Origin of the sequence: Snodgrassella sp. M0110, assembly GCF_016101465.1 — a bacterium.
Taxonomy (GTDB): Bacteria; Pseudomonadota; Gammaproteobacteria; order Burkholderiales; family Neisseriaceae; genus Snodgrassella; species Snodgrassella alvi.
Window position 1 is genome coordinate 22,946 of the sequence record NZ_JACFQM010000009.1, and the last position, 13,478, is coordinate 36,423.

The following is a 13,478-nucleotide window of genomic DNA, read 5'->3' on the forward strand; positions in this document are numbered from 1 at the left end:
AAATATGGCAGATTTGGCAATACTGAAAGCCGTGTGCGAAGCCACTTTCGGCGATAAGGTACGTTACTGTCTTGACCGTGGTGAGCTGACACTGGATTGTGCAGCAGCTGATTATCATCAGCTTATGCAAACGCTGCGTGACCACAATGAATTGAAATTTGAAACACTCATTGATCTGTGCGGAGTCGATTACCAGAGCTATAAAAATGAGCCATGGGAAGGTAAGCGTTTTGCTGTAGTCAGTCATCTGCTGTCAGTAGCCAATAACTGGCGTGTGCGTGTGCGTGTCTGGGCTGAGGCTGAAGATTTTCCTACAGTAGATTCTGTTGTTGATATCTATAACGGTGCCAACTGGTATGAGCGTGAAGCATTCGATATGTTTGGCATCCTGTTTAACAACCATCCTGATTTGCGCCGTATTCTGACTGATTACGGCTTTGTCGGTCATCCGTTTCGCAAAGATTTCCCTGTTTCCGGCTATGTTGAAATGCGTTATGACGAGGCCGAAGGCCGCGTAATTTATCAGCCGGTAACGATTGAACCGCGTGAAATTACACCGCGCGTGGTGAGAGAGGAGCAGTACGGTGTCTAAGTTACGCAATTACACCATTAACTTCGGGCCGCAGCATCCGGCAGCACACGGCGTATTGCGCCTGATTCTGGAAATGGACGGTGAAAATATCGTTCGTGCCGATCCGCATATCGGTCTGTTGCACCGCGGCACAGAAAAACTGGCTGAATCACGCACCTATTTGCAGGCATTGCCATATATGGATCGTCTGGACTACGTATCCATGATGTGTAATGAGCAGGCATACTGCCTGTCAGTGGAGCGTCTGCTGAATATCGAAGTGCCGGTTCGCGCTCAGTATATCCGTGTGATGTTTGCTGAAATTACCCGTATTCTTAATCATCTGATGGGTGTCGGTTCTCATGCGCTGGATATTGGTGCCATGACGGTATTTCTCTATGCTTTCCGCGAGCGGGAAGACCTGATGGATATCTATGAGGCGGTATCAGGTGCGCGCATGCATGCAGCTTATTTCCGCCCGGGTGGTGTATACCGGGATTTACCGGATTTCATGCCTAAATACGAATCCAGTAAATACCGTAATGCCAAAGTTCTGCAAAAACTGAATGCCAGTCGTGAAGGTACCTTGCTGGACTTCATTGAAGACTTTACCAACCGCTTTCCCGCCTGTGTGGATGAATATGAAAATCTGCTCACGGATAACCGTATCTGGAAGCAGCGTACAGTCGGTATCGGTGTAGTATCCCCGGAGCGTGCTCTGCAAAAAGGATTTACCGGTGTGATGCTGCGCGGTTCCGGTATTGAGTGGGATGTGCGTAAGAAACAGCCTTATGATGCTTATGCTCAGGTAGATTTTGATATTCCGGTAGGGATTAATGGTGACTGCTATGACCGTTATCTGTGCCGTATTCATGAAATGCGTCAGGCCAACCGTATTATCCGTCAGTGTGTTGACTGGCTTAAAGCCAATCCCGGTCCGGTAATTATTGATGACCATACTGTGGCCCCGCCGCACCGTACCGCCATGAAAGACGGTATGGAAGAATTAATCCATCACTTTAAGCTGTTTACCGAAGGTATGCATGTACCTGAGGGTGAAGTTTATGTGCCCACCGAGCATCCTAAAGGCGAGTTCGGGGTATATCTGATTTCTGATGGTGCCAATAAACCTTACCGGATGAAGATTCGTGCTCCGGGGTTTGCTCATTTGCAAGGGATGGACGAAATGGCACGCGGTCACATGCTGGCTGATGTGGTGGCTATTATTGGTACACAGGATATCGTATTCGGGGAGGTGGATAGATAATGTTGTCCCCTAACAGCTTAAAACAGATTGATATAGAACTGGCAAAATATCCGGCTGATCAGCGCCGTAGTGCCATTATGTCTGCCTTGCGTATTGCGCAGACCGAGCTGGGCTGGCTTCAGCCGGAAACTATTGAAGAAGTGGCTGATTACATTGGTATTCCGCCGGCGCAGGCGTTAGAAGTTGCTACTTTTTATAATATGTATAACCTGAAACCGGTAGGTAAATATAAACTTACTGTGTGTACAAATCTGCCCTGTGCCCTGCGTGGCGGAGTAAATGCAGGTGAGTATCTGCAAAAACGTCTGGGTATCCGCTATGGTGAAACCACAGCCGATGGTAAATATACTCTGGTTGAAGGCGAATGTATGGGTGCCTGTGGCGATGCGCCGGTAATATTAGTCAATAATCATAAAATGTGTAGCTTTATGAGCGAAGAAGCCATTGAAGCAAAACTGGCGGAGTTGAACTAATGGCAATGTACCAGAATGGCGTGATTTTTGATCAGGTTGATACTTCAGACCCTAATTGCTGGACACTGGAAGCTTATATTGCTCGCGGCGGATATCAGGCATTGAAAAAAATTATCAGCGAAAATGTATCGCAGGATGATGTAATTGCCGAGCTTAAGACTTCCGGTCTGCGCGGTCGTGGCGGTGCCGGTTTTCCTACCGGGCTGAAATGGAGCTTTATGCCACGTTCTTTTCCGGGTACCAAATATATCGTGTGCAATACGGATGAGGGTGAACCGGGTACATTCAAAGACCGCGATATCATCGACTACAATCCGCATGCCCTGATTGAAGGCATGATTATCGGCGGCTACGCTATGGGCGCTGCTGTAGGCTATAACTATATACACGGCGAAATCTTCGAGAGCTATCTGCGTTTTGAAACGGCTTTACAGCAGGCGCGCGAAGCAGGATTACTCGGACAAAATATTCTGGGCAGTAATTTCAGCTTTGAGTTGCATGCTCATCATGGTTATGGTGCCTATATCTGTGGTGAAGAAACCGCTCTGTTAGAGTCTCTGGAAGGTAAAAAAGGACAACCGCGTTTCAAACCGCCGTTTCCGGCTTCATATGGTTTATATGGTAAGCCAACAACAGTTAACAATACTGAAACTTTTTCTTCTGTACCGTTCATTATCCGCGACGGCGGTCAGCTGTTTGCTGATAAAGGTATTCCTAATAATGGTGGTACCAAGCTCTTTTCAGTATCCGGTCACGTAGAACGCCCGGGTAACTATGAAATTCCGCTGGGGACGCCGTTTAAGGATTTGCTGGAAATGTGTGGTGGTATGCGAAATGGCAAAAAACTTAAGGCGGTTATTCCCGGAGGTTCTTCTGCACCGGTATTACCGGCAGACATCATGATGGAACTAACCATGGATTATGATGCCATAGCCAAGGCAGGTTCTATGCTGGGTTCCGGTGCGGTCATTGTCATGGATGAAGATGTATGCATGGTCAGAGCACTGGAACGACTGAGCTATTTCTATTTTGAAGAATCATGCGGGCAATGTACGCCGTGCCGTGAAGGAACCGGCTGGCTGTATCGCATTATTCACCGTATTACCTCCGGCAAAGGCCGGCCGGAGGATCTGGATTTGCTGGAATCACTGGGTAGCAATATTTCGGGACGTACCATCTGTGCACTGGCAGATGCGGCTGTTATGCCGATACAGGGCTTTATGAAACATTTCCGCCCCGAATTTGAGCACTACATCGAACACGGCAAACCCATGAAAGAACATCGCTGGTGCTAAGGCACTATCTGCTTAGTTAGGATTGCGAACCTATGTTACAAATTCAAATTGACGGTAAACAACTTTCTGTCGAGCAGGGCAGTACGGTGATAGAAGCCGCCCATAAGGCCGGTACATTCATTCCGCACTTTTGCTATCACAAAAAATTGTCCATCGCCGCCAACTGTCGTATGTGTCTGGTTGAGGTAGAAAAATCGCGCAAGCCATTACCTGCCTGTGCTACGCCGGTCACCGATGGTATGGTTGTTAAAACCAATTCGCCCATGACTAAAGATGCCCAGAAAGGGGTAATGGAATTCCTGCTGATTAACCATCCGCTGGACTGTCCTATTTGTGATCAGGGTGGTGAATGCCTGTTGCAGGACTTGTCAATGGGCTATGGTAAAGGTGCCAGCCGTTATACTGAGGCTAAACATGCTGTGGCCGGTAAAGAAATGGGGCCACTGGTTTCTGCTGCTGAAATGAGCCGCTGTATTCACTGTACCCGCTGTATCCGCTTTACTGAAGAAATTGCCGGGAAGCAGGAGCTGGCCATGATGAATCGTGGTGAATGCTCTGAAATTACACCGTTTAACGGTAAAACACTGGAAACCGAGCTGTCTGGCAACGTGATTGATTTGTGTCCGGTGGGCGCACTAACCAGCAAACCATTTCGTTATGACAGCCGTTCATGGGAATTAAGCCGGCGTAAATCTGTGTCTGCTCACGATGCACTGGGCAGTAATCTGATTGTGCAAACTAAAGACCATACCGTGCGCCGGGTACTGCCACTGGAAAACGAAGCCATCAATGAGTGCTGGCTCAGTGACCGTGACCGTTTTGCCTATGCAGGTTTGTATCAGCAACGTTTAACTCAGCCGCAAATTAAACAGGACAACCAGTGGCATACGGTTGACTGGCAAACTGCACTGGATTATGTGGCTAAAGGTTTGCATGGTGTCAGCCATGATTTCGGTACCGATGCAATTGGTATGTGGGTTAATCCGGCCAATACTGTTGAAGAAATGTACCTGACCCGTAAACTGGCTAATGCGCTGGGCGTGAATGCAGTTGACAGTCGCCTGCGTCAGCTTGATGAGCGTTTTGGTGCAGCTGCTGAAGGCGCTCAGTGGCTGGGACAGAGTATTGAACAGCTGGCAGAGAATGAGGTGATTTTGCTGGTAGGCGCACGCTTACGGCAGGAACAGCCATTATTAACAGCCCGTATCCGTCAGGCGGCTAAAAATGGAACTAAAGTAGCAGTGGTGGCTGCTGCTGATGAAGAGCTGTTTATGCCGTTACTGGCGCAGCTTAGCCTGCATCCTTATCAATGGATTGACTGGCTTAGTGATGCGCTTAACAGCGAAGTAGGTCAGGCCTTATTAAAAGCTGAAAAAGCCAGCATTATTCTGGGTGCGGATGTTTTGAACCATCCGGATGCAGCGGCAGTTTATGCTGCGGCACAGGATCTGGCCGAAGCCACCGACAGTATACTGGGCGTCTTGCCACAGGCGGCCAACAGCATTGGAGCTGAAATCGTAGGCGTGGCTGCCGGAAAAGCAACAAATACCATTGCTGCACAAATTAAGCAGCCTAAACAGGCAGTAATGCTGCTCAATGTTGAACCGGATATGGATGTAGCCAACGGAGCTGCTGCCATTGCAGCCCTGAAACAGGCTCAGACAGTAATGGCATTCACTGCTTACGATAGTGACGTATTGCGTGAAGTTGCAGACGTATTATTGCCAATTACGCCATTCACAGAAACCTCAGGCAGTTTTATCAGCATGGAAGGGCGATTACAGTCTTTTCATGGTGTTGTACAAGCTTACAGAGAAGCCAGACCTTTATGGAAGGTATTACGCGTACTGGGTAATGTACTGGAATTGCCGGGCTTTGAATATGAAAATACCCAGCAGATTCTGGCTGATGCAGTTACCAGAGATCAGATACCGGCTTTGCTGAACAATCGTATACAACCGGTTGCTACCAGTAATCCCGATATCAGTCTGGTACGTGTTGGCGGCGTTAGTCTGTATGCAACTGATGCGATTGTGCGCCGTTCCGAACCCTTACAGAGTACAGTTCATGCCGCAGTACCGGTTGCACGTACCAACAGTGTGACACTGGCCCGGTTTGGTTTGAGTAATGGAGATACCGCACAGGCTAAACAAGGCAATAGTACCGTATCGATTACCATCACTACGGATGATACCTTGCCGGAAAATGTACTGTTTTTGCCATTACATCAGAGTAACTGGCACTTAGGCGCTTTATTGACCACTGTTGAATTGAGTAAAGGATAATCATGCAAGCGTGGTTTCAACAATTACTGGGCAACGACTTCGGTTTACTGGTGTCTGTCATCGTCAAGATTGTCATCATCATGCTGCCGCTGATTATTACCGTAGCCTATCTGACTTATTTCGAACGTAAAGTTATCGGTTATATGCAACTGCGGGTTGGGCCGAACGTTACCGGACCGTATGGCTTAATCCAGCCGTTTGCCGATGTATTAAAACTGCTGTTCAAGGAAGTTACCCGCCCGTCGCAGGCTAATAAGGCACTGTTCTATATCGGACCGATGATGTCACTGATGCCGGCTTTTGCTGCCTGGGCAGTTATCCCGTTCAGTGAAACATGGTTTCTTACCCGAATTAATGCCGGTTTACTTTATATTCTGATGATTACTTCACTGTCTGTGTATGGTGTCATCATTGCCGGCTGGGCTTCCAATTCTAAATATGCTTTTCTCGGTGCCATGCGAGCTTCTGCGCAAACTATTTCCTATGAGATTGCCATGGGATTTGCGCTGATAGGTGTGATTATGGTTTCCGGAAGTATGGATTTTCATGACATTGTTATGTCTCAGGCAAAAGGTTATGCCGGTGGTTCCATTTTCTCATGGAACTGGCTGCCTTTATTCCCGCTGTTTGTGGTGTATCTGATTTCCGCTGTGGCCGAAACCAACCGTGCGCCATTTGACGTAGCCGAAGGTGAATCGGAAATTGTTGCCGGTTTCCATGTAGAGTATTCCGGTTTTGCTTTCGCGTTATTCTTTCTGGCCGAATACATTTTCATGATTCTGGTGGCTGCTCTGACGGCTCTGCTGTTCTTTGGTGGCTGGTTATCTCCCTTTCCGCAAAGCTGGGGCTTCATTGGTACCCCGAGTGTATTGTGGATGTTTCTGAAAATGGCACTGGTGTTGTACTTTTATCTGTGGATACGTGCAACATTCCCGCGTTACCGTTATGACCAGATTATGCGTCTTGGCTGGAAAGTATTGATTCCGGTAACCATTGTGGCAGTAATTGTATTGGGTTTGTGGATGATTTCACCCCTGAATTTATGGCATTAAGCAGGGAAAGGCTCTGATATGGCAAATATAATTAAAACCTTTCTGATGACCGAGTTGCTTTCGGGTATGAAAGTAACTCTGAAAAACTTCTTTGCGCGCAAGGAAACCATATATTTTCCTGAAGAAAAAACCCCGCAATCAGTTCGCTTTCGTGGTTTGCATGCACAACGACGTTATCCCAATGGTGAAGAACGCTGTATTGCCTGCAAACTGTGTGAAGCTGTCTGTCCGGCCATGGCAATCAATATAGAATCTGAAAAACGTGAGGATGGTACACGCCGGACCACACGCTATGATATTGATCTGACTAAATGTATTTTCTGTGGTTTCTGTGAGGAAGCTTGCCCGGTTGATGCTATTGTTGAAACCCGGATTTTCGAATATCACGGTGAAAAACGCGGTGATTTATATTTCACTAAACCCATGTTGCTGGCTATTGGCGATCGCTATGAAGAAGATATCGCTAAATGCAAAGCCGCAGATGCGCCATATCGTTAAGAGGTGGTCATGAATTTACCATTAATTCTGTTTTATGTATTTGCCGCCGTGATTTTGTTTGGCGCGATAAATACAGTTATTGCCAAAAATCCAGTACATGCGGTTTTGTTTCTGGTTCTGACATTCTGTGCCAGTGCCATGATGTGGATTCTGATGCAGGCTGAATTTCTCGGCATTGTACTGGTAGTGGTGTACGTGGGTGCGGTGATGGTACTGTTCCTGTTTGTCATCATGATGCTCAATATTGATGTTGAGCAGATGCGCGCTGGCTTCTGGCGGCATGCACCTGTTGCAGCACTGGTGGGTATCCTGACTGCTGCCTTACTGATTGTTATTCTGGTAAATCCTCAACTGCATCTGGCGAGTCTGGGTAAGGATTCTCCGCTGCCTGCAGATTACAGCAATGTACATGATCTGGGGATGCAGATTTACACTACCTATCTGTTACCGTTTGAACTGGCGGCTGTATTGCTGGTGCTGGGGATGGTGGCCGCAATAGCTCTGGTTCACCGGCAGACATACAATCCTCGTCGTACCAATCCGGCCGAACAGGTTAAAGTACAGGCAAAAGATCGTTTCCGTATGGTGAAAATGCAGCCTGAAATCACTGCACCGGTCACTGAAGAAGCAAGTAAAGAAGCAACTGAAGGGGAGCAGAAAGCATGATTACCTTAACCCATTATCTGGTGCTCAGCGCAATACTGTTTGCTATTTCTGCCATGGGTATATTTATGAACCGCAAAAACGTGCTCGTATTACTGATGTCAATCGAGTTAATGCTATTAGCGGTAAATTTTAACTTTGTGGCTTTTTCCCGTTATCTCGGCGACACCGCCGGACAGATTTTCGTCTTTTTTATTCTGACAGTTGCTGCGGCAGAATCTGCTATTGGTCTGGCAATTATGGTTCTGATTTTCCGTAACCGTCAGAGCATTAATGTACAGGATCTGGATAGTCTCAAAGGCTAACAGGTGAGAGGAACGAGAGAAAAATTATGAGTGTTTATCTGATTATTGCTTTGGCTCCGCTCATCGGTTCATTACTGGCCGGTTTATGCGGTAAGCTGATCGGCCGTAAAGGTGCGCATAGCGTTACCATAGCAGGCGTAGCCGTTTCGGCAGTACTGTCTGCCTGGGTACTCTATGGTTTTATGACTGGAACCCGTCAGCCCTTTGATGAAAATGTGTATACATGGCTGACCATGGGCGGTCTGGACTTCTCAGTAGGGTTTCTGATTGATACCCTCACTGCCACTATGCTGGTGATTGTGACCAGTGTATCGCTGATGGTGCATATCTATACTATCGGCTATATGAGTGATGATGACGGCTATCAGCGCTTTTTCAGCTATATCTCACTGTTTACTTTCTCCATGCTGATGCTGGTAATGAGTAATAACTTCATTCAGTTGTTCTTCGGCTGGGAGGCTGTAGGGCTGGTGTCTTACCTGCTGATTGGTTTTTACTTTAAACGTGATAGTGCTATTTTTGCCAATCTGAAAGCATTTCTGGTTAATCGTGTCGGCGACTTCGGTTTTGTACTGGGTATTGGTCTGGTACTGGCTTATTTTGGTGGCAGCCTTCGCTATGCTGATGTTTTCCAGCATATTGATCAGGTTAAAAATGCCACTATCGAACTGATTCCAGGTCATCCGTGGTCTTTGATTACCGTTACCTGCATTTTGCTGTTTGTGGGCGCGATGGGTAAATCGGCACAGTTTCCGTTGCATGTCTGGTTACCAGATTCAATGGAGGGTCCGACACCGATTTCAGCTCTGATTCATGCGGCAACCATGGTAACAGCCGGTATTTTCATGGTATCTCGTATGTCACCCCTATATGAGTTGTCTGATACTGCTCTGGGTGTGATTATGGTATCCGGTACCATTACTGCGCTGTTTATGGGCTTTCTGGGTATGATTCAGAATGACATCAAACGGGTGATTGCTTATTCAACCTTGTCACAGTTAGGTTATATGACGGTAGCCTTAGGTGCTTCTGCCTATAATATTGCTGTTTTCCATGTCATGACCCATGCTTTCTTCAAAGCTCTGTTATTTCTGGCCGCCGGTAGTGTGATTATGGGTATGCACCATGATCAGGATATGCGTCATATGGGCGGATTGCGTAAATACATGCCGGTAACATGGATTTGTATGCTAATTGGTTCATTATCGCTGATTGGCACACCATTTTTCTCCGGTTTCTATTCCAAGGATTCAATTATTGAGGCAGTAAAAGCGTCAACGCTGCCATTCAGCAGTGTGGCCTATGTAGCGCTGGTAGCCAGTGTGTTTGTCACCGCATTTTACTCATTCCGATTGTATTTCTTGGTATTTCATGGCGAAGAAAAATGGCGCAAAGCCGAACATAGCGAACATCATCATGCAGAAGAACATCATGGTCTGAAACCACAGGATAATCCGCATGAGAGCCCGCTGGTGGTAACTATTCCGCTGATTCTGCTGGCTATCCCTTCAGTATTTGTAGGTATGTGGGCAATGAAGCCAATGCTGTTCAGTGATTTTTATCAGCATGTGATTTTTATTAATAGTGCTGCACATCCTGCACTGGCATCCGTAGAAGAAGAGTACCACGGCATATTTGCCATGGCTCTGCACAGTCTGACAACTCCTGTGTTATGGCTGGTGATTGCCGGTGTTGTACTGGCGTGGTTCTTCTATATGAAAAAACCACAGATTCCGGCCAGAATTGCTGCATCTATACGTCCGGTTTATACCCTGCTGGATAATAAATACTATCTGGATACTATTTACTATAACGTGTTTGCCAAAGGCAGCCGTCTGCTGGGAACGTTGTTCTGGAAAGTTGGCGACGTTTTCATTATTGATAAATTAATTGTTAATGGTGCTGCACGCGTTGTCGCTGCTGTAGCAGCGCTGATACGGCGAATTCAGACCGGATACATCTATACCTATGCTACAGCAATGGTTGTGGGTGTGTTTGTACTGGTGGCATGGACTTTCTGGCCGTTGCTTAAAACAATGTTTGGCGGTTAATTGCGGGCATTCAACTTGGTATCTTTAGGCTATAAATATGTACGATAACTTACTCAGTTTGGCGATTTGGCTGCCTGTAGTGGCTGGCGTCGCAGTGCTGGCTACCGGCTCAGACAAGCACGCAGGTATAGCCAGAGTGCTGGCCTTAATCGGTGCGCTGGTTTCCTTTCTCATAACCTTACCGCTGTTTTTTAAATTCAACCGTTTAAATGGCGGATTTCAGTTTACAGAATTTCATGTCTGGATTGAGAATCTCAACATCAACTATGCATTAGGTGTGGATGGATTATCAGTTCTGTTTGTGATTCTGAACAGTTTTACTACTTTACTGGTTGTTCTGGCCGGCTGGCAGGTAATCCAGAAACGGCCTGCGCAGTATATGGCCGCTTTCCTGATTATGTCAGGACTGATTAATGGCGCATTTGCAGCAATGGATGCCATCGTATTCTATGTATTCTTCGAAGGCATGCTGATTCCGATGTATCTGATTATCGGTATCTGGGGTGGTCCAAGACGGGTATATGCATCAATCAAATTCTTTCTGTATACCTTAATGGGTTCATTACTGATGCTGGTTGGTTTTGTCTATCTGTCTAATCAGACCGGCAGTTTTTCTATTGAAGAATGGCACAATATCAAGCACCTTGCGATGACGGCGCAAATTCTGCTGTTTATCGCTTTCTTCCTGTCTTTTGCGGTTAAAGTGCCGATGTGGCCAGTGCATACATGGTTGCCGGATGCTCATGTAGAAGCGCCGACCGGTGGTTCAATGGTTCTGGCGGCAATTACTCTGAAAATAGGTGGTTACGGATTCCTGCGCTTTATTCTGCCTATTTTGCCGGATGCAGCACGTTATATTGCGCCGGTAATCATCGTGCTCAGTCTGGTGGCGGTAATTTACATCGGTATGGTGGCACTGGTACAAACTGATATGAAAAAACTGGTGGCGTACTCTTCCATCAGCCATATGGGATTTGTCACTTTAGGCTTTTTCCTGTTTACCGGCGGCTATCTGAATGACTGGGCCTTTAAAGGTGCCATTATGCAGATGATTTCGCACGGTTTTGTTTCAGCCGCTATGTTTATGAGTATTGGTGTGATGTATGACCGGATGCACACCCGCGATATTTCAGCTTACGGCGGTGTCGTAAACAGTATGCCGGTATTTGCTTCTTTCATGCTGTTCTTTGCTATGGCTAATGCCGGTTTGCCCGGTACATCAGGATTTGTGGGCGAATTTATGGTCATTGTCGGTGCAGTAAAAACCAATTTCTGGGTTGGTGCACTGGCGGCGTTAACCTTGATTTATGGTGCAGCATATACCTTGTGGATGTTTAAACGGGTTGTTTTTGGTGCCATCAAAAATCCGGAAGTTGCGCAATTAAAAGATGTAAACAAACGCGAACTGCTAATTCTGGTGATTCTGGCTGTAGCGGTACTGGGATTTGGTTTGTATCCGGAACCGTTTATCGCTGTCGTGCATCAGGCAGCAAATGATTTGATAGTCCAAGCGGCACAAAGCAAACTGTAAGGAAATGTGAATGAACTGGACAGATTTAACAATATTTCCCGCTGCACCGGATATGGTGCTGACTGTAGTACTGTTTACAGTATTGCTGGTGGACTTATGGCTTAATGACCGACAACGCTGGATAACCTGTACCCTGTCAGTTATCGGTCTGATACTGACCGCCGCGGTACAGTGTCTGGTATGGAAAGAACAGCCGCAATATGCCTTCCATGATATGTTTGTACTGGACGGCATGGCTCAACTGGCCAAGTTATGCATGTATGTACTGGTTATTGCCTTGTTTATTTACAGCCAGACTTATCTGCGTGCTAAACATATTTATCAGGGTGAATTCTATACGCTAACCCTGTTTGCGCTGCTGGGCATGAATATTATGGTTTCAGCCAGCCACTTCCTGACTTTATATGTTGGGCTGGAGCTGCTTTCGCTGGCGCTTTATGCTTTAATTGCCCTGCAGCGCGATAGTGGTCGTGCTTCTGAAGCTGCATTGAAGTATTTTGTGCTTGGTGCACTGGCCTCAGGTTTACTGTTATACGGTATTTCCCTGATATACGGTGCAACAGGTACATTACAGCTGCAGCAGGTGCTTGCTGCCAGCCAGGAAACAACCAATCCGTGGTTATTGAAACTCGGACTGGTATTTATTGTTGCCGGTATTGTATTTAAACTGGGTGGAGTACCATTTCATATGTGGGTGCCGGATGTGTATCAGGGTGCGCCGACTGCAGTTGCTGCACTGGTGGGTACAGCACCGAAAATTGCAGCCACAGTCTTCGCTTTCCGTATCCTGGTTTACGGTCTGCTGACTCAGTGGGAAAGCTGGCGTGAATTACTGTTGCTGCTGGGTATTGCCTCACTGTTTGTGGGTAATCTGGCTGCTATCATGCAAACCAACATTAAACGTATGCTTGGTTTTTCAACAGTAGCCCATATGGGTTTCATTATGCTGGCTCTTCTGTCCGGTCAGTCTGGCTGTGCTGCGGCTATGTATTATGCAATAACCTATGCTTTAATGGCCTCTGTAGCATTTGCTATTCTGGTTCTGCTCTCCGGCAAGGATGTTGAATGCCAGAATATCAGTGATCTTGCCGGTCTGAACCAGAAAAATGCATGGTATGCATTTTTAATGCTGCTGGCGATGTTTTCAATGGCCGGTATTCCGCCATTGATGGGCTTTTATGCCAAGCTGGCCGTTATTAAAGCGTTATTGGCCAGCGGCTATCTGTGGGTTTCTGTGTATGCAGTAATAATGTCGCTGATTGGTGCTTTCTATTATCTGCGTGTGGTTAAAACCATCTATTTCGATAGTCCGGATTCTGTTGCTGAACCGGCATTCAATATGACTTTTCTTGGTAAAATCGTTTTATCTGTTAACGGTTTATTATTGCTGTTATGGGGTATTTTGCCTGATGGAGTAATGAACTGGTGTGTACAGGCATTACTGCATAGTTAATCTGAATTTAGTCCTTCAACAGCAGCCACTACGG

The 13,478-nt window shown here is 46.6% G+C and carries 12 protein-coding genes; all 12 read left to right on the forward strand.

Features of this window, described 5'->3' with window-relative positions; all coding sequences use genetic code 11:
• The first annotated feature begins 4 nt into the window (after positions 1–4).
• The 12 genes from H3T84_RS10085 to nuoN are packed head-to-tail and all read left to right on the forward strand — an operon-like array spanning position 5 to position 13,444.
• Positions 5–592 carry an NADH-quinone oxidoreductase subunit C gene (locus tag H3T84_RS10085; protein ID WP_084552676.1) on the forward strand — a complete coding sequence of 196 codons (588 nt, stop codon included), beginning with the start codon at positions 5–7 and terminating at the stop codon, positions 590–592.
• Positions 585–1,838, forward strand: coding sequence for an NADH-quinone oxidoreductase subunit D (locus H3T84_RS10090; RefSeq protein WP_025329725.1), 1,254 nt, complete (start codon positions 585–587; stop codon positions 1,836–1,838). Before H3T84_RS10085 ends, H3T84_RS10090 begins: the two co-directional genes overlap by 8 nt.
• A complete protein-coding gene (gene nuoE / locus H3T84_RS10095; protein ID WP_025329726.1) occupies positions 1,838–2,311 on the forward strand; it encodes an NADH-quinone oxidoreductase subunit NuoE in 474 nt (157 codons plus the stop codon). The genes H3T84_RS10090 and nuoE overlap by 1 nt, the downstream gene beginning before the upstream one ends.
• Positions 2,311–3,606, forward strand: a complete 1,296-nt coding sequence (nuoF, locus tag H3T84_RS10100) for an NADH-quinone oxidoreductase subunit NuoF (RefSeq protein ID WP_025329727.1) — start codon at positions 2,311–2,313, stop codon at positions 3,604–3,606. Before nuoE ends, nuoF begins: the two co-directional genes overlap by 1 nt.
• 32 nt (positions 3,607–3,638) lie before the next feature.
• Positions 3,639–5,891, forward strand: a complete 2,253-nt coding sequence (gene nuoG / locus H3T84_RS10105; RefSeq protein ID WP_078474499.1) for an NADH-quinone oxidoreductase subunit NuoG — start codon at positions 3,639–3,641, stop codon at positions 5,889–5,891.
• A gap of 2 nt (positions 5,892–5,893) precedes the next feature.
• Positions 5,894–6,943 (forward strand): NADH-quinone oxidoreductase subunit NuoH, encoded by a 1,050-nt coding sequence (gene nuoH / locus H3T84_RS10110; protein WP_025329729.1) that lies wholly within the window; start codon positions 5,894–5,896, stop codon positions 6,941–6,943.
• An 18-nt stretch (positions 6,944–6,961) separates the two neighbouring features.
• The gene (gene nuoI / locus H3T84_RS10115) at positions 6,962–7,441 is read left to right on the forward strand and encodes an NADH-quinone oxidoreductase subunit NuoI (protein WP_025329730.1); all 480 of its coding nucleotides are present in this window, start codon (positions 6,962–6,964) and stop codon (positions 7,439–7,441) included.
• 9 nt (positions 7,442–7,450) lie between these two features.
• Complete coding sequence (locus H3T84_RS10120) at positions 7,451–8,107, forward strand: NADH-quinone oxidoreductase subunit J (protein WP_025329731.1); 657 nt, start codon at positions 7,451–7,453, stop codon at positions 8,105–8,107.
• Complete coding sequence (gene nuoK / locus H3T84_RS10125) at positions 8,104–8,409, forward strand: NADH-quinone oxidoreductase subunit NuoK (RefSeq protein ID WP_025329732.1); 306 nt, start codon at positions 8,104–8,106, stop codon at positions 8,407–8,409. Before H3T84_RS10120 ends, nuoK begins: the two co-directional genes overlap by 4 nt.
• A 26-nt stretch (positions 8,410–8,435) precedes the next feature.
• Complete coding sequence (gene nuoL, locus H3T84_RS10130; RefSeq protein WP_025329733.1) at positions 8,436–10,460, forward strand: NADH-quinone oxidoreductase subunit L; 2,025 nt, start codon at positions 8,436–8,438, stop codon at positions 10,458–10,460.
• A 37-nt stretch (positions 10,461–10,497) separates the two neighbouring features.
• A complete protein-coding gene (locus H3T84_RS10135; RefSeq protein WP_198219021.1) occupies positions 10,498–11,991 on the forward strand; it encodes an NADH-quinone oxidoreductase subunit M in 1,494 nt (497 codons plus the stop codon).
• Positions 11,992–12,001: 10 nt separating this feature from the next.
• A complete protein-coding gene (gene nuoN / locus H3T84_RS10140) occupies positions 12,002–13,444 on the forward strand; it encodes an NADH-quinone oxidoreductase subunit NuoN (protein WP_084586974.1) in 1,443 nt (480 codons plus the stop codon).
• Positions 13,445–13,478 lie beyond the last annotated feature (34 nt).